This is a genomic window from Bacillus sp. KICET-1, assembly GCF_027721405.1.
GTDB lineage: Bacteria > Bacillota > Bacilli > Bacillales > Bacillaceae > Bacillus > Bacillus velezensis.
The window spans coordinates 2,457,360-2,477,467 of record NZ_CP113515.1 but is presented as its reverse complement, the minus strand read 5'-3'; the positions used below and the strand labels follow the sequence as shown (position 1 = coordinate 2,477,467).

Below are 20,108 nucleotides of genomic sequence, written 5' to 3'. Positions count from 1 at the left end.
TTCTTGATAAAAAGTACATGATGGCAGAAAAAAGGAATAATAGCCCCCTATTATTCCGGTACATCTGTCTTTTTGGCTTTTAATGTTTCATGTGCTTCGCGGACTGTACGGAGAATGTCTTCTTCCGGCAGTTCAGCGCCGTTTCCGTCTTCTCCGCCCCATTCCAAATGAAGCAGAAACTCAATATTGCCGTCTCCCCCTGTAATCGGTGAGAAGGACAGTCCTTTCACTGTATATCCTTCAGAAGCGGCAAATTGATTCATGCGGCGGAGAACGTCAGTATGAACGCCTGGATCTCTGACAATGCCTTTTTTTCCGACGGATTCCCGTCCGGCTTCAAATTGCGGCTTCACCAGTGCGATACAATCGCTCCCCGGTACAAGCAGCGTTTTTAAAACCGGCAGAATGAGGCGGAGTGAGATGAAAGAAACATCGATTGTCGCAAATTCCGGCAAACCCTCTGTGAAATCGGAAGGCTCGGAATAGCGGAAATTCGTCCGTTCCATGACGACGACCCTCTCGTCCTGTCTGAGCTTCCAAGCAAGCTGATTATAGCCGACATCCACAGCGTAGGACCGCTCGGCTCCGTTTTGGAGGGCGCAATCCGTGAATCCCCCTGTAGACGAGCCGATGTCAATCATCGTTTTGCCTTTTACCGAGACGGGAAACACTTCCAGGGCTTTTTCAAGCTTTAATCCGCCTCTGCTGACGTATTTAAGAGGGTTTCCTTTTACCGTTAACGGAAGATCCCGGGCGATTTTTTCACCCGGTTTGTCCAATCGGTTTTCATTTGAGTATACGATGCCCGCCATAATGGCGCGTTTCGCTTTTTCCCGCGTTTCCGCAAGGCCTTTTTCTACAAGAAGTACATCTAATCGTTCTTTTTTTGCTGTCATGATCCAATTCCTTTATGTGTCTTCGGCGGCATCAGCAGTTTTATCCGGTTCATAACCTCAGCCTTCGTGAGACCGATTTCTTCAAGCAGGGCGGTTACGCTGCCGTGTTCAATAAACCGGTCTGGGATGCCCATTCTGTCAATCGGTGTATGATACATGCCGAGGTCATGAGCGAATTCAAGAATCGTGCTGCCGAATCCGCCTTCAAGCACGGCTTCTTCTATCGTTAAAATCGGCAGACCTTCATTAAGAATGGCCTTCATCATTTGTTGATCAATCGGTTTTATGAACCGCGCATTCACGACACGCACGGACAGGCCTTCTTTTTGCAGTTCTTCAGCCGCTTCCAGCGCCATTTCAATGGTCGTACCGAATGTTAAAATGACCGCGTCTTTTCCGGGACGGAGCACTTCCCATGTTCCGATCGGAATGGTTTTCAGCTCTTTATCCATCTTTACGCCGAGCCCGTTTCCGCGCGGGAAGCGCATCGCGATCGGACCTTCCTCATAATTAAGGGCTGTATTGACCATATGGCGGCCTTCATTTTCATCCTTCGGCATCATTAAAACGAGGTTTGGTATATGCCGCAAAAAGGCGATGTCAAAGACGCCTTGATGCGTCTCCCCGTCAGCGCCGACCAAACCGGCGCGGTCAATGCCGATAAATACATTCGCGTTTTGACGGCAGATGTCATGGACGACCTGATCGTACGCCCGCTGCAAAAAGGTCGAATAAATCGCAAGAAACGGCTTCATGCCTTGGAGCGCCATTCCAGCCGCCATCGTCGCCGCATGCTGTTCTGCGATTCCGACATCAAACATGCGTTCAGGGAATTCTTTCGCAAACCCTTCCAGTTTAGAGCCGACCGGCATGGCCGGTGTAATCGCGACAATTCTGTCATCCTCGCGCGCCAGCTCCTGCACGGTGCCGCTGACAAGTCCGCTCCATGAAGGCGCCGCGGCTTTCGGCTTGACGAAATCACCCGTATTGATTTTATACGGACCCGTTCCGTGCCATGTGCCGATTGTGTCGGTCTCAGCCGGTTTATAGCCTTTGCCCTTTTTCGTAATGACATGTAACAGGACAGGGCCTTTCGTTTTTTTGGCGTATTGCAGGTTTTCAAACAGTTCGTGGTAGGAATGACCGTCAACCGGGCCTAAATACGTAAAGCCCAGCTCTTCAAAAAACATGCCTGACACAAGCATATATTTCAAACTGTCTTTTATCCGTTCCGCTGTGGCGGCCAATTTTCCGCCGACGGCCGGGATGCGCTTAAATAAATATTCAAGCTCGTCTTTTACCCATTGATATTTGCCGGCCGTGCGAAGCCGTCCAAGCATAGAATGAATCGCCCCGACATTCGGCGCAATGCTCATCTCATTATCATTCAGGATGACGATCATATCTTTTTTCTCATCACCGATATGGTTCAGCGCTTCAAGCGCCATTCCTCCGGTTAAAGCGCCGTCTCCGATAATCGGGATGATATATTCTTTCGATCCTTTAATATCACGGGCGGCAGCCATTCCCATCGCGCCTGAGAGCGAGGTTGAACTGTGGCCTGTTTCCCATACGTCATGTTCGCTTTCGCTGCGTTTCGGGAAACCGCAAAGCCCTTTATATTGGCGCAAGGTTTCAAACTCCTTGCCGCGTCCGGTTAACAGTTTATGAACATAGGACTGATGTCCGACATCCCATAAAAATTTATCTTTCGGACTGTCAAATTCTTTGTGAAGCGCAATTGTCAGCTCGACAACCCCGAGGTTCGGCCCGATATGGCCGCCAGAGGCAGATAGCGATGTGATGAGGAAATTGCGGATCTCCTCACTCAGCTCTTCCAGCTCTTCAATTGACATCTTTTTAAGAAATGACGGGTCCTGTATTGATAAAAGATCCAAAGCGGATCAACTCACTTTCAGCATGAATTTCTGGAAATTAAACAGTGTCTTTTTGAAAAAAGAAAAAGACTCCCTTTGTATTTTCATCGAAACTGCTTACATTTTACCATAGGAGCGGCAGCCCCTTCAAATCAGGACCGTTTTTAATGATCTCTCGCCGCGATTAAATCACAGAGGTCATGCAGCAGTTCTTTCTGAAGAGAAAGGCCGCTGATAATCTGTTTCGCCTCGCTGATATGATACGCAAGCTTTTCTTTCGCGCCTTCAAGCGTTAAAAGCGACGGATACGTTGATTTTTCGTTCGATGTGTCTGAGCCGACCGGTTTGCCGATCCTCTCCTCATGCCCTTCAATATCAAGGATGTCGTCTCTGATTTGAAATCCGATGCCGATATGGCTGCTGAACAAACGGAGCTTTTCGACTTCATCCTCCGGCGCATCTGCCAAAATGGCGCCCGCCGTCACGGAAAAACCGAGGAGCTTGGCCGTTTTCCGCTCGTGGATGGATTCCAGCTCCTCAAGCGTTATCCGCTTTTGTTCCGCTTCCATGTCGGCAGCCTGCCCGCCGACCATTCCTTCCGTTCCTGCCGCACTGATCAGCTCATCGACGAGACGGAGGCGTTTTTCTGCTGAAACCGCCTCAGACACGTGGGATGTGATCAATTTAAAGCTTTCTGTCAGAAGCCCGTCTCCGGCCAATACGGCCGCCGCTTCTCCGAAGACTTTATGGTTTGTGGGCTTTCCCCGGCGCAGATCATCATCGTCCATGCAAGGAAGATCATCATGGATTAAAGAATACGTATGAATCATTTCGACAGCGCACCCAACCGGAATCCCGTCTTTTTCATCTTTTCCGTAAGCATTCAGAACGGCTAAGACGACGAGGGGGCGCAGCCTCTTTCCGCCCGCTTCCAAAGAATACAGCATAGATTTTTTGAGGGTTTCCGGCATCGCAAGCCGTTCTGTATATAAAGAAAGCTGCTGTTCAATCAGTTGTTTGCGCGATGCTAAAAATGCGTCCAGTTTATTTGTCACCTTCGTCTTCCTCCTGAACGCTGAAAGGTGCAAGTTCTCCGTTATCTTTTAAAATAAAGTCCATTTGCTTTTCGACATGCTGAAGCTTTTCATGGCACATTTTTGAAAGGGCCATCCCTTCCTGAAAATAATTAATCGCCTGCTCCAGCGGCACGTCTCCTTCTTCAAGCTTTGCCACAATGCCTTCAAGGCCTTTCATCGCCTCTTCAAATGTCAGCTCTTCACTTTTTTTGGTTTCTGTCATTTTCGTTCGCCTCTCTTTTGCAATACTTCACACGTCAGAACGCCGTCTGTCATCTTTACTTCAAGCGTATCATTTTGTTCCACTTGATCAACGCTTTTGATCAGCTCTTTGTCTTTATAGGCCAGACTGTATCCTCTCTCCATCACCTGAAGGGGACTTAATGCATTCAGTTTACCAAGAACCGTCTGAAACTGCGAATGAAGCTGCTTCAGCTGGACATTCATGCTTCGGGCGAGCTGATTTGAGCGCTCCTCGTACCGTTTTTTCGCCTGTTTCAGCTGGGTTTCAGGGTGGAGCGCCGTTAATCTGTACGTATTCCGCTCCAGCTGCCTTTGTTTCCTGTCCGTAAGCCCTGTGAGCTGTGATTGGAACTGCTGATACAAAAGGTCAAACTGCTGTTCTTTTTGGGTATACAATCGTTTCGGAAAACGGAACGCGTAGGATGACTGGAGCGATTGGACCCGTTCTTTTTTCTTGCTGATATGCTGCTGCATCGCTCTTGTCAGGCGGACTTCCGCCGTTTTTGTCCGTTCCATTAAGTCCGTCGTGTGGGGGACGGCGATTTCTGCCGCTCCTGTCGGCGTTGCCGCCCGGATATCCGCGACGAAATCACTGATTGTAAAATCTGTTTCATGTCCGACGGCTGATATAATCGGAATGGCGGAAGCAAAAATCGCCCGGGCCACGATTTCTTCGTTAAATGCCCACAATTCTTCGATCGAGCCCCCTCCCCTTCCGACGATCAGGACGTCACACATTTTTTGTGCATTGGCTTCTTCAATGCGCTTCACAATCGATCTGCTGGCATTTTCACCTTGAACGAGCGCGGGAAGCACAATGACTTTCACAAGGGGGTATCTTCTTTTGAGTGTGGTAATGACGTCTCTGACGGCTGCTCCCGTCGGTGACGTGACGACCCCGATCGTGGCCGGAAAAGCGGGGATGGCCTGCTTATGCCGGTCATCAAACAACCCTTCGCCGGCAAGTTTTTTCTTTAATTCTTCATATGCTAAGTAGAGCGCCCCCACACCGTCCGGCTGCATTTCTTTCGCGTACAGCTGATAGCTTCCGCTCGGTTCATAGACGGAGATCCCGCCTCTTACGATGACCTTCATTCCGTCCTCGGGCTTAAACGCAAGCCTCGAACTTTGTCTTTGAAACATGACAGCCTGCATGCGGGCATGCTCATCTTTTAATGTAAAATAGATGTGGCCTCTCGTATGAATTTTAACATTGGAGAGTTCCCCCTTAATCCAAATGTCTTCAAGATGAGGGTCCACATCGAATTTTCGTTTAATGTATTTGGTCAGCGCGGAAACCGTGACATATGCCGCTTCACTCACATCCTGCACTCCTTTCATAAAGGCTTTTTGCCCTAAACTAAGAAAACCCGCTCTGGCTGAAAGGAGCCTTAAGAAGCGGGTATCGTGCTCATTGTCACACTTTTTGTGACTGTCTCCGGTTATCTATGATAACGTACGTCTGGCAGATTTAACAGTATTATGCGCAAGCATTGTGATGGTCATCGGACCTACTCCGCCCGGCACCGGTGTAATGAAAGATGCTTTTTCTTTCGCTTCATCAAACTGAACGTCTCCGCAGAGTTTTCCGCTTTCGAGACGGTTGACGCCGACATCAATGACAATGGCGCCCTCTTTGATTTGATCGGCTTTGATGAAATTCGCTTTACCGACCGCTACCACAAGAATATCTGCTTTTTTCGTATGCTCAGACATATTTTTCGTGCGGGAATGGCAATATGTGACGGTCGCGTTTTCGTTCAGCAGCAGCTGGCCGACCGGTTTACCGACAATATTGCTTCGTCCGACTACAACAACTTCTTTGCCGGAAAGATCTACGTTCGTCTTTTTCAGTAACTCGACAATTCCGTGCGGCGTGCATGGAAGAAATGTATCTTCGCCAAGCAGCATTTTCCCGACGTTGAGAGGGTGGAAACCGTCAACATCCTTATCAGGGGAGATCCGCTCGATTACGGCTTTTTCAGAAATATGATCCGGGAGCGGCAGCTGGACGAGAATGCCGTGGAATTCCGGATTTTGATTATACTGATCAATCACTGTTAAAAGCTCCGCCTCGGTTAAGCTTGAGTCAAAGCGGTCAAGCTTAAATTTCATTCCCATTGTTTCAGCGGCTTTTTTCTTGCCTGTCACATATGAAACAGAAGCGGGATCGTCTCCGATTAAAATGACCGCCAAGCCAGGCACTACGCCTTGTGCTTTCAGCTCTTCTACTTCTTTTGCCAATTGTTCGCGTTTTTCTTTAGCCGTTTCTTTTCCGTCGATGATTGTTGCAGTCATTTTCTTTCCTCCTATGATTCGATATCAGTTTTAATGTTAGAAAGAACCCCGTTTACGAATTTTGCAGCTTTATCGTCGCTGAACCGTTTTGCCAGCTCGATTGCTTCGTTTAATGACACGTTAGCAGGAATGTCGTCAGAATAAACCATTTCATACACCGCCAGACGCAGGATCGCGCGGTCTACGTTTGCAATCCGGTCAAGCTTCCAATTGACGAGATGGCCGGAAATCATTTCATCAAGCTGGACCTGATGTTCGATCACTCCGTACACCAGCTGTTCAAAGAAGGCATCTGTTTTTTCACCATCAAGCGCGTGCTCAATGGCATCGTTCGGTGCAATATCGCTGACATCAATCTGAAAAAGTGCCTGCAAAGCTTTTTCTCTAGCTGTTCTTCTTTTCATTTTCTTTCTCCTTCAGATCCGCTTTATCCGCTTGTCGTTAAGCTTAAAGAGATCATAACATATTTTTTTCTCAATCGCATGTCGAAATTTAGGTTTTTTCACCCTAATGCCGAATATTTTCACAAACCGCATTGATTTCATTCGGATTTCACAGCATGAAGAAACTCGGCTGCCGTTTGTAAGCCGGCTTTCTTCATGCCTGAAATGACGGGAAACGTATAAAAAACCAAAGGGCTGCCCATCCCCTTGGTTTTTATACGCTCATTACATTTCTTCGTCGATTTCGACTTCTTGGGCTTTCGTGTCAAATTGAATGCCGACGATATGAATATTGATTTCATTAATGGTCAGAGACGTCATGTTTAATAAGGTTTGGCGGATATTCTCCTGAACGCTTGCCGCCACTTTCGGGATCGAGATCCCGAATTGAACGACGCAATAGACGTCGATGGTAATCCCGTCATCGGCTAAATCGACCTTTACGCCTTTACCGTGATTGATTTTGCCGAAGCGCTCTACGACGCCGGTGGCGAAATTGCCGCGCATTTCAGCAACTCCTTCAACTTCGGAAGCGGCGATGCCGGCAATGACTTCAATGACCTCAGGAGCAATTTCAACCTTGCCTAAATGAGCCTCGTCATGATCCATTTTAAGCACACTGTTGTCTTCCATTCAATTCACCTCCCGCAAAAATTATGAGCCCATTACATCATATGTTTCTAAAAACTTTGTATTAAACTCTCCGCTGACAAATGTTTCGTGTTCAAGCAGTTTCAAATGGAACGGAATCGTCGTTTCAATACCTTCAATCACGAATTCGCTCAGCGCGCGTTTCATCCGTGCGACTGCCTCATCACGCGTTGTTCCGTATGTGATGACTTTAGCAATCATACTGTCATAGTACGGCGGGATCGAGTAGCCGGGATATGCGGCTGAATCCACGCGTACGCCGAGTCCGCCCGGCGGCAGGTACATGTTAATTTTACCGGGTGAAGGCATGAAGTTTTTCGCAGGATTTTCAGCGTTGATGCGGCATTCAATCGCCCAGCCGTTAAATTCAACGTCTTCCTGTCTGAGCGAGAGCTCCTGTCCGGATGCCACTTTAATCTGTTCTTTGATCAGATCCGTTCCCGTCACCATTTCTGTGACAGGGTGCTCTACTTGAATACGCGTGTTCATTTCCATGAAGTAGTAGCGCTGTTCTCTGTAGTCATAGATGAATTCTACTGTGCCGGCTCCCGTGTAACCGACGGCCTTCGCTGCTTTTACCGCTGCTTCACCCATCTGCTCCCTGATTTCAGAATCAAGCGCAGGTGACGGTGACTCTTCAAGAAGTTTTTGCAGACGTCTTTGGATAGAACAGTCACGCTCTCCGAGATGGATTGTGTTTCCGTAATTATCCGCAAGCACCTGAATTTCAACATGGCGGAAATCTTCTATGTACTTCTCGATGTACACACCCGGATTTCCGAATGCCGTAGCGGCTTCCTGCTGGGTAATCTCAATGCCTTTGATCAGTTCTTCTTCTGTGCGTGCGACCCGGATGCCTTTTCCGCCTCCGCCCGCAGTGGCTTTTATAATGACAGGATACCCAATTTCACCTGCAAGCGAAACCGCTTCTTCCGTATTTTTTATGATTCCTTTTGAACCGGGCACAATCGGCACGCCCGCCAGCTGCATCGTGTCGCGCGCGATATCTTTTGTTCCCATTTTTGAAATGGCGTCAGCCGTAGGGCCGACAAACGTTACGTTTAATTCCTCGCACAGCTCGGCAAAGTCGGCGTTTTCAGCTAAAAACCCGTATCCCGGATGAATCGCATCCGTGCCGGTCAGCTTTGCGACGCTGACGATGTTCGTTACATTTAAATAGCTTTCTTTTGATGTTTTCGGCCCGATACAAAAAGCCTCATCGGCCATTTGGACATGCAGGGCGTCTTTATCTGCCTCAGAATAAACGGCTACAGTTTCAATGCCCAGCTCTTTGCAGGCCCGGATGATTCTGACGGCGATTTCTCCTCGGTTGGCGATCAATAGCTTTTTAATCATAATAGCAGGTCTCCTTACTCAGCTTTTACAAGAAATAGAGGTTGTCCGTATTCGACCAGCTGGCCGTTTTCAACTAACACTTCAACGATTTCTCCTTTTACTTCGGCTTCAATCTCGTTAAAGAGTTTCATTGCTTCTACGATACAAACAACTGTATTTTCGCTCACTTTTGAACCTTGGTTTACGTAAGGGCCGGCTTCCGGCGATGAAGAAGCATAAAACGTTCCGACCATCGGAGACGTAATTTTGTGCAGGTTTTCGTCTTGTTTCGGCGCTTCCTGAGCAGGAGCGGCTTCACTCGCTTCCGGTTTTGCAGCCTGCGGAGCAGGTGCGTAAGCGGCGGGAACGGCTTGGGCTTGTCCCGTTACATTCACTGCCGGCGCTTCATTTTTTTTCAGTTTGAGGCTTACGCCTTCAATTTCGTAAACAAATTCGTCGATGGAAGATTCATCGATTCTTTTTATCAGTTCATGAATTTCGTTGATTTTTAACATCAGTTTCCACTCCTATGTATAAAAAATAGAAATTTATGGGTTGCTACTAAAAGTACATACTATGTTTATCTTACAGGAGCGCTTGTGTAAATTCAACACTGATCTAAAATGACATCAGAAAAGCCCGCAGCGGGTGCGGGCGGTTCAGGTCTCTTACTTTGTCGGTTCAAACGTGACGGCGACGTCTTTCATCGTCTTGATTTCTTTTTCCACCAGGTCAATGATAGCGGAAGCTTTTGCGTTTGAATGTTTGTCAGACATGACGGTAATGTTGATTTTGTCTCCTTCAGCATCCACGAGCGCATCTTTGTAGCCTTGTGTTTTAATCAGCGTTTCCAGCTGTTTTTCCGTCCCTTCAGCATTGCTCAGCGCCGTCATTTTATCGTAGGCTTCGCTTTTTTCCTTTGCGGTCGCATCATCGCTTGAAACAATGCTGTTTAACTGTTCCCTTTCTTTGCTTCTCGCGTCTTCAAGCTCCATGCGGTATGCGGTAAATAAGTTTTCATCAGCTGTTTCTGTGGCGACCGATCCGTCTTTGTCCGATGCTTCGGCTGATGTTTCTTTATCCTCTTTTGTGCCTTTAGAATCTTTCGTTCCTTTTGTGCCGTCTTCTTTTTCCGTGCCGCTTCCGCTCTTATCTTTCGTTTCAGGAGCCGGCGTTTTTTCAGTGGCGACTTCTCCGCTGCTTTTTTCGCTTTTCATCTGCACGGCATTTTTGCTTTCCGGCGACATAATATAATAAACACTTAATACCACGACGAGACTGAGCATTGTTAAAAGCCAAACCGTTTGTTTTTTCAGCATGATTTATGAATCCTCCTTGATTTTTTTAGGGGCAACCGCTACACGGTAGCTCGGAACATCAAGCACCCTTGTGACGGCATCAATGATGGTTTTTTTTATTTGAACGTTGTCCACTCCCTGAGCGACAACGAGTACACCGCGGATATCGGGCTTTTTCGTCTGGACGACGACCGGGGTTTCCTGGTCCCCGTTTCGAATCATGACAATTTGTTCTTCAGAGGTTTGATCGGTTACGCTTCTTTTGCCGCCTTCTTTATCGGTTTCTTCAGTGGTGGTGTCTTTTTTCGTTTTATTTTTCTCAAACACTTTCAAAGATGTTGCGTCTACGTTTACGACAATTGAGACATCCTCCACGCCGATAATCGTTTCAAGGATTTCTTTCAGCTGGTTTTCATAGTCTCTTTCGTAATCATCGATCGTGGTTTTTGCGCTGCCGTCTTTCGATGCCTTAAAAACGGGTGCGCTTTTTTGCCCGCTTTTGTCTTCCGTTCGGCCGGACATGACGGTCTGCACCGCTTGGTCCTTCCCGGTTTTCTCCGGTGAAGAGAACAGCTGGCTGACCAGCATAAAAGATACCCCGAGCACAAACACGAACAGAAAGTAATGATATTTTGTCAGTTTTGGTTTTTCTCCGTCTTTCGCCTGTCCGATCATCAGCTGTTTTTTGAGTATGGTCCATAGTCCGTTTTTATTCATGGCCGTTTTTCTCCCCGCCTTCCATATAAACCGTAATTTTCTCACTGCCGATTTCCCATATATCCGCAAGTTTTTCTTTGATGTCTGCGGCCTCTTTTTTGTCGGCTGCGCCTTCCGGTTCGTATTTGCGGTCTGTGCGGATGTCGATCGGTGCGACGGTTTGCACGGTTTTTTCAGAAGATGGGGCCATATACACGCTGATCGTTTTTACATCTTCTTCTGAACGAACCTGTTCTTCCGCTGTAAGGCGGATGTCGTCTATTTTGTATTCGTCATGACTGAACATCTCCTCCGCTTTCTTTTTTAGTTGGACAGCCATTTCTTCTAAAACATATGCGCGGTTTGATGCTTGTATTTCTTTTTTTTCTGATTTAATTTGATTTTTTATATCAGCGGATTGAGATTGCTCTTGTTTTGTCAAATAATCGAAGATGATTTCCGGGTCTGTTTTGAAAAGTTTGAATATCGGGTTGAGCATGACAATGATTAACAGCAGGCTGACAACCATCTTTGCGTATTTTTGCATACTGGAGCTGGGCAGCAGCATGTCGATGACGATGGCGAATAAGATAAATAAAATAATGCTTGTCAGCCATTCTGTTAAAAAGCTCATATCCAATGGGCCTCCTTTATTTCATCATCATGGTGAGGTTGCCTGCTGTAATAATGACTGTGATGCTGAGAAAAAACATGAGAGAGACGATGGCGAGCGCCGCGAAAATATACAGTACGCTTCTGCTGATGACACCGAGGCACGTAATGACGGGTCCGCCTCCGAGCGGCTGCAGAATAGCGGCCGCGAGCTTATAAATAAAAGCGAGCGAGAGCACTTTGATCGCCGGAAACGCGGAGATGCAGATCAAAATTCCGACTCCGAGGATTCCCACGGTGTTTTTTAATAGGAGCGAGGCGCTGATGACCGTATCCGTCGCATCCGTAAACATCCGGCCGAGCACGGGAATAAAATTGCCTGTTATAAATTTTGCAGTCCTGAGCGTAATCCCGTCCGTCACGGCAGCCGAAGCCCCCTGTACGGAGATGACGCCGAGAAACACGGTGAGGAATACGGCAAGCGCGCCGATCGCGATATTTCTGAGCAGATTGGCAAGCTGCGTGACTTTATATTGATCCGTCATCGTGCTGACGATGCTTAAAATCGCTGACAGGAAGATAAGCGGCATGACAATGTTTTGAATGAGAAGGCCGCTCGTATTCATCAGAAATAAAATAACGGGGTGAAAAAAAGCTGCGGAGACGGCTCCCCCGGAAGACGCCAAAAGCGCGAGTAAAAGCGGGATGAGCGCGAGAATGAAGCTTGTCATCGTCTGGATCGCTTCACTGGCATAATTGACGGCAACATGAAAGCTGTTTAAAGCGAGAATAATCAGCACCATGTAGACGATCGCATAAGCCACTTTGCTGACGGTGCTCTGCTGGAACGCATTTTGCAAGAGCTGCAGAATGACACAAAAAATGGTGAGAAGAATCAAAGTTCCCAGAAGCTTTCCGTTTGCGAGCACTTCATGAAACAAGTATGAAAATAAAGCCTTCAGCCATGCCTCCGGTGAGAACGTTTTTTCACCGTTAATAAAGTCAATGATGCTTCCCTTTTGGCTTTCAGGCAGAAGACCGCCGTATTCTGTCATGATGTCGTCCCAAAACTTTCCGATGCCTTCTGTTTTCAGCGCTTCGGCCTGCTTTTTCGCCACTTCATCAGCGGATTCTTGGTGAACTGCGGTTTCCTGCGACGCACCGTCTGTTCCGGCAGCTTGTACACATTCAGTCTGAAAAAATAAGAGGATGAACAAAAAAGCTCCCGCCCACCGAAAGCGCTTCATTTTTTGTGCCCCCCTTTCCATTTTATTTATGATCAAGAAGGAATAAGTCCTAGAATCGTTTCAATAATGACGGTGAGTATCGGCACGGCCATTACCAGTATTAAAATTTTTCCGGCCAGCTCTATTTTCGAAGCAATCGCTCCCTGGCCCGCATCCTTTGTAAGCTGCGCTCCGAATTCAGCGATGTAGGCGATGCCGATAATTTTTAAAATGGTTTCCACATAGACCATATTGACATTTGCATTGACGGCTATTTTTTCTATCATTCTGATAATGTCGTAAATCTGGTCGATGAGATAAAGAAAGATCACGCAGCCGCTGAAGACGACAATCATAAACGCGAAAGTCGGTTTCTGTTCTTTTACGATCAGGGAGAGAAATGTGGCGATCAGGCCTAAACCTACAATTTGAACAATCTCAATCTGTAAGCCCCCCTATCCTTGGAATAGAAACACAGCTTTGATCTTTTTGAACAGGTCATCGACAATCGTCGCCACCATAAATAAAATATAGATAAAGCCAAGAAGCGTCACCCACTGGGCGTATTCTTTTTTTCCCATTTGATCAAGTATGGTGTGCAGAAACGCAACCACGATACCGACTCCGGCGATTTGAAAAATGACATTTACGTCGACTCCCATTTTATGTTTGCTCCCCTCATGTTTACATCAATAGAAGAATGAGTAACAGTCCGGCTAAAAATCCTAAGCTTTTCACCATTTTTTCATTTTTCGCCTGCGCCCGTCCGGCATCCGCTTCCGCCGCTTCCAAATGTGTAAGCGCAAGCTTGATATGTTTCTGCTGAGAAACACGGTCATGGAGCCCGAGCGTCTCTCCGAATTGCTTCAGCACATCATATTCGCTTTTTTTCATCGCCATGGAAGACCAGTTATGTTTCAAGCTCTGTTCCCAAGCCGTTTTGGCGGAATCGCTTCCCTGCTCAAGCCTTCTGCTGAAAGCTTGAAACAATAACGATACAGGTTTGGAAAGCTGTGCGGCAATTTGTCCCGAGGCGGTATGCAGCGGTGTATGCCCGAACATGATTTCCGCTTCAAGCGATTGGAGCGCCGCGCGCAGCTGACGGATCTGCCTCGGCCTTTCAATATACATTTTGGCGATCTCAAATCCGGTCCAAGTCGTCGCTGTCAGAATAAACACGGCACCCAAAAGCTTCAGCATGTCATCACGCTTTCAGCATGCGGAACAGGTTCCCCGTCCTTTCCGTACATCCTGCTGATCGTTCCCGGACCGCGGCGCCTTGACAGTTCAACATACCGGTCAAACACGTTTTCCTCCCAAAGCATTTTCAGCGACGGCCTCTTTACCAAGTCTTTCATGTCCCACCCGTGCGCAGATACGATAACGGATACGCCCGCATGGAGCGCCTCCAGCAGCGCTTGTGAGTCTTCCATTCTCCCGATTTCATCCACAATTATGACATCAGGACTCATAGAGCGGATCATCATCATCAGCCCTTCCGCCTTCGGACAGGCATCAAGGACATCGATTCTGCGGCCGAAACTGTGCTGGGGAATGCCCCGCAGGCAGCCGGCAATTTCCGACCGTTCATCTACGATACCTGTTTTTTTTGCAGGAATGCGTTTTGATCCGGTGCTGGAAAGCCGGGCCAAATCACGAAGCAAGGTCGTTTTCCCCGTTTGCGGAGGACCGATGATCAGCGTGTTCAGCCAGTTTTCTTTCCATAAGAAAGGAATGAGCGGTTCTGCGATCCCCAGCTTCTCCCGGGCGATTCGGATATTAAAAGAAGTAATATCCCGGAGTCCTTTGACGGCTCCGTTTTCGACGATGACTCTTCCGGCCAGCCCCACACGGTGGCCTCCTCTGATTGTGATGTATCCTTTTTTCAGCTCTTCTTCCAGCGTGTACATACTGTAATTGCTGAGCCGGCTGAGGATCAGCTGTGCGTCGCCGGCCGTACAGACATATGACAAATACAAAGGTTGTCCTTTTTGGATCAGTTCAACCGGCCTGTCGACGCGGATTCTGATTTCTTCTGTATCCCGCCTCGCTTCTTCGGGCACGGCGGAGATGGCATCTCTCAATAATGCAGGGAGAACCTCTGTAATCTCATTCAATAGAGTCTCCTCCTTTTTTACCGATTGGCTTCTTTAAAATGTATGATCCGGGACAGACTTTATGACACCCCGGCCCTCTATTTATGCACACCGGCCAAAATCAGCACCACTCCCGCAAAAATCAATATTAATTTTGCATATGAGAGCTGTCCGGCAATCTGATAAATGCCGATCGTCATTGTGATGATAAAGATCAGCGGGCCGACGATTGCCAAAATACTATTCACCACAACTGCCTTTCTGATGTCGTTTGTCAAAAGCATGATAATAGCGGCCGATAATTCAATGAGCGAGGACAAAACTCGTAAACCGGCCATCGTTAAAACAGTAGAATTGATTGAACCAAACAAAAATTTCATTGCAATCCCCCAACTTCAAGCATTTTGTTACACTATATGCTCTAGCTGACGGAAGTAGTCTCACTATTTTCATATAAAAGAAAGATTTGATGCAGAACGCAAAAAAAGCCTGCCCCGTAAAAGGAGCAGACTCCGAATTTCTTTAACTACGCTCTTGACACGTAAGAACCGTCTGATGTATTTACAACAAGCGTATCGCCTTCGTTCACGAAGAACGGTACGTTTACGACAAGACCTGTTTCCGTTTTGGCAGGTTTTGTGCCGCCTGACGCCGTGTCGCCTTTAATTCCCGGCTCTGTTTCAACAACTTTCAGTTCAACTGTGTTCGGCAGTTCAATACCGAGCGTTTCAGACTGATACATCATGATGTGCACAGACATATTTTCCAGAAGATATTTTAATTCTTCTTCGATTTGGTTTTCATTCAATTCAAGCTGTTCATATGAGCTTGTATCCATGAACACGTGCTGATCGCCGTTGGCATAAAGATACTGCATCGTTTTTGTTTCGATTTGCGCTTTCGCGACTTTTTCACCTGCACGGAATGTTTTCTCCTGAATAGCGCCCGTGCGCAGGTTACGCAATTTAGAACGGACAAATGCCGCTCCTTTTCCCGGCTTTACGTGCTGGAAGTCAACGACGCGCCAAATGCCGCCGTCTACTTCAATCGTTAGTCCTGTACGAAAATCGTTAACTGAAATCATGTTTGATGTCCTCCTATATTCCGATCACAAAATAATTAATTCTTTAGGGGAATGCGTAATTGTCCGGTTGCCGTCCTCAGTGATGATGATATCATCTTCGATTCTTGCGCCCCCAACATCCGGTATGTATATGCCCGGCTCAACCGTTACCGCCATGCCCGGCTCAAGAACGGCCGATGACCTGAAAGACAGCCCCGGTGATTCATGGACTTCCATTCCGAACCCGTGTCCTGTCGAATGGCCGAAATACTGTCCGTAGCCTTTTGCGGTGATGTGATCCCTCGTCAGGGCGTCCGCTTCTTTTCCCGTCATGCCGGGTTTAATATGCAGGACACCAAGCGCTTGGGCATCGTATACGACCTGATAAATCTCTTTCAGTTTATCACTTGGCTCTCCGACCGCGACGGTGCGTGTGATATCAGAACAATAGCCTTTATAATAAGCGCCGAAATCGAGCGTGACCAAGTCTCCCTTTTCAATCAATTTGCCGCTTGCCACTCCGTGGGGAAGGCTGGATCTGACTCCCGAGGCGACGATCATATCAAAGGAAGAGCCGTCTGCTCCTTGGCGTCTCATATAAAATTCGAGCTCGTTTGCAACTGAAATCTCTGAGATGCCCGGTTTGATAAACGTCAGAATATGTTCAAACGCATCATCAGCAATCTTCGCAGCTTCCTCTAATATCTTAATCTCTTCACTTGACTTAATCAAGCGCAACTTTTCAACGGAATCCGCGACGGGAACCATCTCCGCTTCCTGCAACACCGCTTGGTAGGATGCATATGTTCCGTACGTCATGCTGTTTTGCTCGAAGCCGAGTTTTTTAATGCCGTACTCAAGAATCGTATCCGCAGCCGTTTGGATTAAGCTTCCGCCGTGCTCGATAATGTCAAAACCCTTCACTTGCGTCTTCGCCTGCTCGGTGTAACGGAAATCCGTGATAAATGCCGCACGTTCTTTCGATATGACCGCAAGGCCTGACGAACCCGTAAATCCCGTCATATACTGCAGATTGGCGGAGCTTGTCACCAACATTCCGTCTATATCCAGCTGACCGAAAAGATTTCGCAATTTCTCAAGTTTCATTCCCTTTCTCCTCCTCGCCGATTCTTGACTGCCGCCTGACAACGCGGGAGCATCCCCGCCCGGTTTTCAGCATAAAAAATGTTCACTTCTCGTGAACATTTTACCATACCGGACAGGGATTATACACTTATTCACTTATTGCCAAGCGCCCTTGCAAGCTTGTCTGACGTAAGTTCATTGTAGTTGAAGGAAATTGAGTAGCCGACAAACAAACCGTACAGAATGTAAAGGCAAAGCGTCGTCACGATTGTATCTGATTTCAATTCAGTGACTGATTTCACATCTTCGAAAATCGGATTGAATAAGAAAAAAACCGCACACCATAAAATGACGCCGTACACCATCCCCGGCCACATGGTTTTAAAACGCTTCAGGCAGACGAAATAAATAAACGCCCCGGCAATTGAAATGAATCCGATGACAACGATGCTGACCATCGTGCCTAGCCATTGTTTTTTCCATTCTCCGATCATAAACGGCTGAAGAATCATGTTGGGGCTGATCTCTGAAAAATGAAAGACATACCCGAGATAGCCGATCAAACTCCAAAATACACCGCCGGCAAATCCGATACCGCAAATTCTGCCGGTAAATGAAACAGGCTGCTGATCATCATCCTGCTTCTTTTTTTCTTCCTGTTCTGAATGTTTTTCGCTTGTCATCATGGCACCTCCAGTCATAGACTGCCCAAAAATTAAAAAGTCATAAAAAGCTGCGCCATATTTTCATTCAATGAGTAAAATCTAAAGAAACGGGGTATACTGCATGTAGAAAAAGCATTGATTTTCCGGCTGTCTAACTAGAGGTTTACCGCGGTTTCCTGTACAATAGAGTGAAAGGAAATGGTTAGTAAATCCTAAGAAAACAGGCAGGTTGATAAACAATGTCCAAACAAAAAACGCCCCCTGCATACGGCGGGCAGGCTGTCGTTGAAGGGGTAATGTTCGGCGGCAGAAAAAATTATGTTACCGCCATCCGCAGGAATGACGGAAGCATTGATTTTTTCAAGCTTCCGAGAGTGCCGAACGCCAAGCTTTCGGCTTTAAAAAAGATTCCTTTTTTGCGGGGAATCGTCGCCATCATTGAGGCGAGCGCCAACGGCACAAAGCATTTAAACTTTTCCAGCGAACGTTACGGGCTTGATCCTCAGGATGACGCCAAGCTGGAGCAGGAAGATAAGAAGGGTTCCGGCTTATCGATGTTTTTCAGCCTGGCGGTGATCGGCGTTCTGTCGTTTTTGTTCAGCAAATTCGTTTTTACGCTCGTCCCGGTCTTCTTAGCGGAGCTTGTAAGGCCCGTATTTTCCTCAGACGCCGCGCAGATCGGAATCGAAAGTCTGTTTAAGCTGATTCTGCTTCTCGGCTACATTTATTTTTTATCAATGACGCCGTTAATTAAAAGAGTGTTTCAATATCATGGAGCCGAACATAAGGTCATAAACTGTTATGAACAGAATTTGCCAATTACAATAGAAAATGTTCAGAAACAGTCACGGCTTCATTACCGTTGCGGTTCAAGCTTTATTTTATTTACGATCATTGTCGGCATGTTCGTCTATTTACTTGTTCCGACAGATCCGCTTTGGCTGCGGATTTTAGACAGGATTGCGCTTATACCGGTCGTTCTCGGCATCTCCTTTGAAGTGCTCCAGCTGACGAACAGAGTGCGGAATATCCCCGTTTTGAAAGTGCTCGGTTATCCCGGCCTGTGGCTGCAGCTTTTAACGACAAAGGAACCGGCGGATGATCAGGTCGAGGTTGCCATAGAAAGCTTTAACGAGCTTCTCAGACTGGAAGACATTTCAGAACAGAGCGAAAAGCCGTCTCACAACGTAATCTGAACCGTTACCGTTATTATTTTGGAGGTGGGCAGTTATGAATCATCGTGTACAACCTTTTTTTGCTGTATTGATAGCGCTTGGCGCATTCGGTTTCATTTATGCGGCGGTAACCAACCCCGGGCAGATGATTTCAAGAGCGATCACCGTTATTATCGCAGGCGTTATTATTTATTTTATCGTGAGGACGGTCCTGAACCGCCGCACCGGCCGTGACGGAACCGCTTTCAAAAAAGCGGCCAGACAATCGCGGCTCCGAATGAAGGAGCAAAAAGCGAAGCACCGCGCCGGACACAGAGGCCGGGTCAGCCATTTGCGGAGCGTGCCGAGCAGCAGCAGACCGAAGCCGATGATTCTTAAGAAAAAAAGCCAGACCCAGCTTACCGTCATAGAAGGCAAAAAGAATAAAAAGAAAAACAGAGCGCTTTTTTAATAGCTCCATTGCTTCAAAAATTGCTCTGTTCTGCTTTTTCCTAGCTCAATGAGAGCTAGTTTTTTTTGCGGTGTGAGATGAAACTCCGTCGCCATCACATGTTCCACCGGAATAAAAATAATATTCTGTTCGTACTTTGTCGCGATATGCCTGGCATCATGAGCGTCTTTCATCGTTTCAAACAGAGCCCCGAACAGCTCAAAAGCGTTGCGGATTGATTTTTTCGGGCGCTCTTTTTCGTTGGGCGAAAGCGAAATTCCGATGACCGGCCGTTTGCGTTCTTTTGAATACAGCCAAATCGGGAAATTGCTTAACACACCGCCGTCAACGACCGTTGAGGTGCCTTTTTCGGTCTTCAATTTTATCGGTTCAAAAAAATAAGGAATGCTGCAGCTCATTCTGACGGCTCTGGCAACCGGGAACATCTCCGGATTTAATCCGTAGCGGGGAAGATCGTCAGGAAGCACGATCATCGTTCCGTTCGTCAGATCTGAAGCGATGAGACGGAGCGAGCCTTTTTTCAAATCGCCGAACGCGATGATGCCCTTCGCTTTTAATTTATCCGCAATCCACTTTTCCAGCATATCGCCTCTGTATAGTCCGAGGCGCCAATATATCGACACCCACTGCAGGATTTTCAGCGGGAGGAATGAGCATCTCTGATCAAGCAATTGCCTTCCGTCCACCTCATCTATGATGGAATGAACCTCTCTGCTCGTATAGCCCGCAGCGATAAATGCGGCAATAATCGCGCCGGCGCTTGTTCCGGCGAGCCTTTCAAAGCGAAAGCCCTTTTCTTCCAGCGCTTCATAAGCGCCGGCAAGCGCCACCCCTTTTATCCCCCCTCCCGAAAATACGCCGTCAATCTGCATAGCGCGCCCTCTCCCTTCCATCTCAAGGTGTATTATTATTTTAAGAAAC

Annotated in this window: 25 protein-coding genes; 2 read left to right on the top strand and 23 right to left on the bottom strand. The window is 47.3% G+C overall.

Features of this window, described 5'->3' with window-relative positions:
- Positions 1 to 50: 50 nt before the first annotated feature.
- From OVA33_RS12870 to OVA33_RS12765, 22 genes are all read right to left on the bottom strand, one after another.
- On the bottom strand, positions 51 to 896 hold the full coding sequence (locus tag OVA33_RS12870; protein WP_007612503.1) for a TlyA family RNA methyltransferase: 846 nt from the start codon (positions 894 to 896) through the stop codon (positions 51 to 53).
- A complete protein-coding gene (gene dxs, locus OVA33_RS12865; RefSeq protein ID WP_017418124.1) occupies positions 893 to 2,794 on the bottom strand; it encodes a 1-deoxy-D-xylulose-5-phosphate synthase in 1,902 nt (633 codons plus the stop codon). The genes OVA33_RS12870 and dxs overlap by 4 nt, the downstream gene beginning before the upstream one ends.
- A 143-nt stretch (positions 2,795 to 2,937) precedes the next feature.
- Positions 2,938 to 3,828 (bottom strand): polyprenyl synthetase family protein, encoded by an 891-nt coding sequence (locus tag OVA33_RS12860; RefSeq protein WP_007408353.1) that lies wholly within the window; start codon positions 3,826 to 3,828, stop codon positions 2,938 to 2,940.
- Entirely contained in the window at positions 3,818 to 4,072 is a 255-nt protein-coding gene (locus tag OVA33_RS12855; protein WP_007408352.1) for an exodeoxyribonuclease VII small subunit, read from the bottom strand. The genes OVA33_RS12860 and OVA33_RS12855 overlap by 11 nt, the downstream gene beginning before the upstream one ends.
- Positions 4,069 to 5,415 carry an exodeoxyribonuclease VII large subunit gene (gene xseA / locus OVA33_RS12850; RefSeq protein WP_003153166.1) on the bottom strand — a complete coding sequence of 449 codons (1,347 nt, stop codon included), beginning with the start codon at positions 5,413 to 5,415 and terminating at the stop codon, positions 4,069 to 4,071. Before xseA ends, OVA33_RS12855 begins: the two co-directional genes overlap by 4 nt.
- A gap of 123 nt (positions 5,416 to 5,538) precedes the next feature.
- Positions 5,539 to 6,390, bottom strand: coding sequence for a bifunctional methylenetetrahydrofolate dehydrogenase/methenyltetrahydrofolate cyclohydrolase FolD (gene folD / locus OVA33_RS12845; RefSeq protein ID WP_007408350.1), 852 nt, complete (start codon positions 6,388 to 6,390; stop codon positions 5,539 to 5,541).
- Positions 6,391 to 6,401: 11 nt separating this feature from the next.
- Positions 6,402 to 6,794 carry a transcription antitermination factor NusB gene (gene nusB, locus OVA33_RS12840; RefSeq protein WP_017418125.1) on the bottom strand — a complete coding sequence of 131 codons (393 nt, stop codon included), beginning with the start codon at positions 6,792 to 6,794 and terminating at the stop codon, positions 6,402 to 6,404.
- Between the two features lie 264 nt (positions 6,795 to 7,058).
- The gene (locus tag OVA33_RS12835) at positions 7,059 to 7,466 is read right to left on the bottom strand and encodes an Asp23/Gls24 family envelope stress response protein (protein WP_003153156.1); all 408 of its coding nucleotides are present in this window, start codon (positions 7,464 to 7,466) and stop codon (positions 7,059 to 7,061) included.
- Positions 7,467 to 7,487: 21 nt separating this feature from the next.
- Positions 7,488 to 8,840, bottom strand: coding sequence for an acetyl-CoA carboxylase biotin carboxylase subunit (gene accC, locus OVA33_RS12830; RefSeq protein ID WP_007408348.1), 1,353 nt, complete (start codon positions 8,838 to 8,840; stop codon positions 7,488 to 7,490).
- A 14-nt stretch (positions 8,841 to 8,854) separates the two neighbouring features.
- Complete coding sequence (gene accB, locus OVA33_RS12825) at positions 8,855 to 9,334, bottom strand: acetyl-CoA carboxylase biotin carboxyl carrier protein (RefSeq protein WP_007408347.1); 480 nt, start codon at positions 9,332 to 9,334, stop codon at positions 8,855 to 8,857.
- Between the two features lie 153 nt (positions 9,335 to 9,487).
- Positions 9,488 to 10,138: a SpoIIIAH-like family protein gene (locus OVA33_RS12820; RefSeq protein ID WP_007408346.1), complete on the bottom strand. Its 651-nt coding sequence runs from the start codon at positions 10,136 to 10,138 to the stop codon at positions 9,488 to 9,490.
- A gap of 3 nt (positions 10,139 to 10,141) precedes the next feature.
- Positions 10,142 to 10,834, bottom strand: a complete 693-nt coding sequence (gene spoIIIAG, locus OVA33_RS12815) for a stage III sporulation protein AG (protein ID WP_033574142.1) — start codon at positions 10,832 to 10,834, stop codon at positions 10,142 to 10,144.
- Positions 10,827 to 11,447: a stage III sporulation protein AF gene (gene spoIIIAF, locus OVA33_RS12810; protein ID WP_003153146.1), complete on the bottom strand. Its 621-nt coding sequence runs from the start codon at positions 11,445 to 11,447 to the stop codon at positions 10,827 to 10,829. Before spoIIIAF ends, spoIIIAG begins: the two co-directional genes overlap by 8 nt.
- A 16-nt stretch (positions 11,448 to 11,463) precedes the next feature.
- Positions 11,464 to 12,672, bottom strand: coding sequence for a stage III sporulation protein AE (gene spoIIIAE, locus OVA33_RS12805; RefSeq protein WP_003153145.1), 1,209 nt, complete (start codon positions 12,670 to 12,672; stop codon positions 11,464 to 11,466).
- A gap of 32 nt (positions 12,673 to 12,704) precedes the next feature.
- Positions 12,705 to 13,094: a stage III sporulation protein AD gene (spoIIIAD, locus tag OVA33_RS12800; RefSeq protein WP_071392571.1), complete on the bottom strand. Its 390-nt coding sequence runs from the start codon at positions 13,092 to 13,094 to the stop codon at positions 12,705 to 12,707.
- 12 nt (positions 13,095 to 13,106) lie between these two features.
- Positions 13,107 to 13,313, bottom strand: coding sequence for a stage III sporulation protein AC (gene spoIIIAC, locus OVA33_RS12795; RefSeq protein WP_003153142.1), 207 nt, complete (start codon positions 13,311 to 13,313; stop codon positions 13,107 to 13,109).
- Between the two features lie 22 nt (positions 13,314 to 13,335).
- A complete protein-coding gene (gene spoIIIAB / locus OVA33_RS12790) occupies positions 13,336 to 13,851 on the bottom strand; it encodes a stage III sporulation protein SpoIIIAB (protein ID WP_007408343.1) in 516 nt (171 codons plus the stop codon).
- The gene (spoIIIAA, locus tag OVA33_RS12785; protein WP_017418128.1) at positions 13,845 to 14,768 is read right to left on the bottom strand and encodes a stage III sporulation protein AA; all 924 of its coding nucleotides are present in this window, start codon (positions 14,766 to 14,768) and stop codon (positions 13,845 to 13,847) included. Before spoIIIAA ends, spoIIIAB begins: the two co-directional genes overlap by 7 nt.
- A 77-nt stretch (positions 14,769 to 14,845) precedes the next feature.
- Positions 14,846 to 15,127: a YqhV family protein gene (locus OVA33_RS12780; RefSeq protein WP_003153124.1), complete on the bottom strand. Its 282-nt coding sequence runs from the start codon at positions 15,125 to 15,127 to the stop codon at positions 14,846 to 14,848.
- Between the two features lie 146 nt (positions 15,128 to 15,273).
- A complete protein-coding gene (gene efp, locus OVA33_RS12775; RefSeq protein ID WP_003153123.1) occupies positions 15,274 to 15,831 on the bottom strand; it encodes an elongation factor P in 558 nt (185 codons plus the stop codon).
- 24 nt (positions 15,832 to 15,855) lie between these two features.
- Complete coding sequence (locus OVA33_RS12770; RefSeq protein WP_007612522.1) at positions 15,856 to 16,917, bottom strand: M24 family metallopeptidase; 1,062 nt, start codon at positions 16,915 to 16,917, stop codon at positions 15,856 to 15,858.
- A 131-nt stretch (positions 16,918 to 17,048) separates the two neighbouring features.
- Complete coding sequence (locus OVA33_RS12765; protein ID WP_003153121.1) at positions 17,049 to 17,579, bottom strand: YqhR family membrane protein; 531 nt, start codon at positions 17,577 to 17,579, stop codon at positions 17,049 to 17,051.
- 221 nt (positions 17,580 to 17,800) lie between these two features.
- Here OVA33_RS12765 and OVA33_RS12760 point away from each other — a divergent pair, with 221 nt between their 5' ends.
- On the top strand, positions 17,801 to 18,757 hold the full coding sequence (locus OVA33_RS12760) for a DUF1385 domain-containing protein (RefSeq protein ID WP_025649854.1): 957 nt from the start codon (positions 17,801 to 17,803) through the stop codon (positions 18,755 to 18,757).
- A 34-nt stretch (positions 18,758 to 18,791) separates the two neighbouring features.
- On the top strand, positions 18,792 to 19,187 hold the full coding sequence (locus OVA33_RS12755; RefSeq protein ID WP_017418130.1) for an SA1362 family protein: 396 nt from the start codon (positions 18,792 to 18,794) through the stop codon (positions 19,185 to 19,187).
- Here the strand turns inward: OVA33_RS12755 and OVA33_RS12750 are convergent.
- Positions 19,184 to 20,059, bottom strand: coding sequence for a patatin-like phospholipase family protein (locus OVA33_RS12750; protein ID WP_015388011.1), 876 nt, complete (start codon positions 20,057 to 20,059; stop codon positions 19,184 to 19,186). The two genes, OVA33_RS12755 and OVA33_RS12750, sit on opposite strands and share 4 nt — an antisense overlap.
- Between the last annotated feature and the right edge of the window lie 49 nt (positions 20,060 to 20,108).

What these genes read in the sequence shown, in the direction of transcription:
- spoIIIAB (WP_007408343.1), bottom strand. Translation starts at nt 13,851, where the DNA reads ATGCTGAAGCTTTTGGGTGCCGTGTTTATTCTGACAGCGACGACTTGG.
- folD (WP_007408350.1), bottom strand. Translation starts at nt 6,390, where the DNA reads ATGACTGCAACAATCATCGACGGAAAAGAAACGGCTAAAGAAAAACGC.
- OVA33_RS12765 (WP_003153121.1), bottom strand. Translation starts at nt 17,579, where the DNA reads ATGACAAGCGAAAAACATTCAGAACAGGAAGAAAAAAAGAAGCAGGAT.
- nusB (WP_017418125.1), bottom strand. Translation starts at nt 6,794, where the DNA reads ATGAAAAGAAGAACAGCTAGAGAAAAAGCTTTGCAGGCACTTTTTCAG.
- OVA33_RS12755 (WP_017418130.1), top strand. Translation starts at nt 18,792, where the DNA reads ATGAATCATCGTGTACAACCTTTTTTTGCTGTATTGATAGCGCTTGGC.
- OVA33_RS12835 (WP_003153156.1), bottom strand. Translation starts at nt 7,466, where the DNA reads ATGGAAGACAACAGTGTGCTTAAAATGGATCATGACGAGGCTCATTTA.
- spoIIIAF (WP_003153146.1), bottom strand. Translation starts at nt 11,447, where the DNA reads ATGAGCTTTTTAACAGAATGGCTGACAAGCATTATTTTATTTATCTTA.
- efp (WP_003153123.1), bottom strand. Translation starts at nt 15,831, where the DNA reads ATGATTTCAGTTAACGATTTTCGTACAGGACTAACGATTGAAGTAGAC.
- spoIIIAG (WP_033574142.1), bottom strand. Translation starts at nt 10,834, where the DNA reads ATGAATAAAAACGGACTATGGACCATACTCAAAAAACAGCTGATGATC.
- OVA33_RS12855 (WP_007408352.1), bottom strand. Translation starts at nt 4,072, where the DNA reads ATGACAGAAACCAAAAAAAGTGAAGAGCTGACATTTGAAGAGGCGATG.
- accC (WP_007408348.1), bottom strand. Translation starts at nt 8,840, where the DNA reads ATGATTAAAAAGCTATTGATCGCCAACCGAGGAGAAATCGCCGTCAGA.
- OVA33_RS12760 (WP_025649854.1), top strand. Translation starts at nt 17,801, where the DNA reads ATGTCCAAACAAAAAACGCCCCCTGCATACGGCGGGCAGGCTGTCGTT.
- spoIIIAC (WP_003153142.1), bottom strand. Translation starts at nt 13,313, where the DNA reads ATGGGAGTCGACGTAAATGTCATTTTTCAAATCGCCGGAGTCGGTATC.
- OVA33_RS12870 (WP_007612503.1), bottom strand. Translation starts at nt 896, where the DNA reads ATGACAGCAAAAAAAGAACGATTAGATGTACTTCTTGTAGAAAAAGGC.
- accB (WP_007408347.1), bottom strand. Translation starts at nt 9,334, where the DNA reads ATGTTAAAAATCAACGAAATTCATGAACTGATAAAAAGAATCGATGAA.
- OVA33_RS12770 (WP_007612522.1), bottom strand. Translation starts at nt 16,917, where the DNA reads ATGAAACTTGAGAAATTGCGAAATCTTTTCGGTCAGCTGGATATAGAC.
- OVA33_RS12750 (WP_015388011.1), bottom strand. Translation starts at nt 20,059, where the DNA reads ATGCAGATTGACGGCGTATTTTCGGGAGGGGGGATAAAAGGGGTGGCG.
- OVA33_RS12780 (WP_003153124.1), bottom strand. Translation starts at nt 15,127, where the DNA reads ATGAAATTTTTGTTTGGTTCAATCAATTCTACTGTTTTAACGATGGCC.
- OVA33_RS12820 (WP_007408346.1), bottom strand. Translation starts at nt 10,138, where the DNA reads ATGCTGAAAAAACAAACGGTTTGGCTTTTAACAATGCTCAGTCTCGTC.
- spoIIIAE (WP_003153145.1), bottom strand. Translation starts at nt 12,672, where the DNA reads ATGAAGCGCTTTCGGTGGGCGGGAGCTTTTTTGTTCATCCTCTTATTT.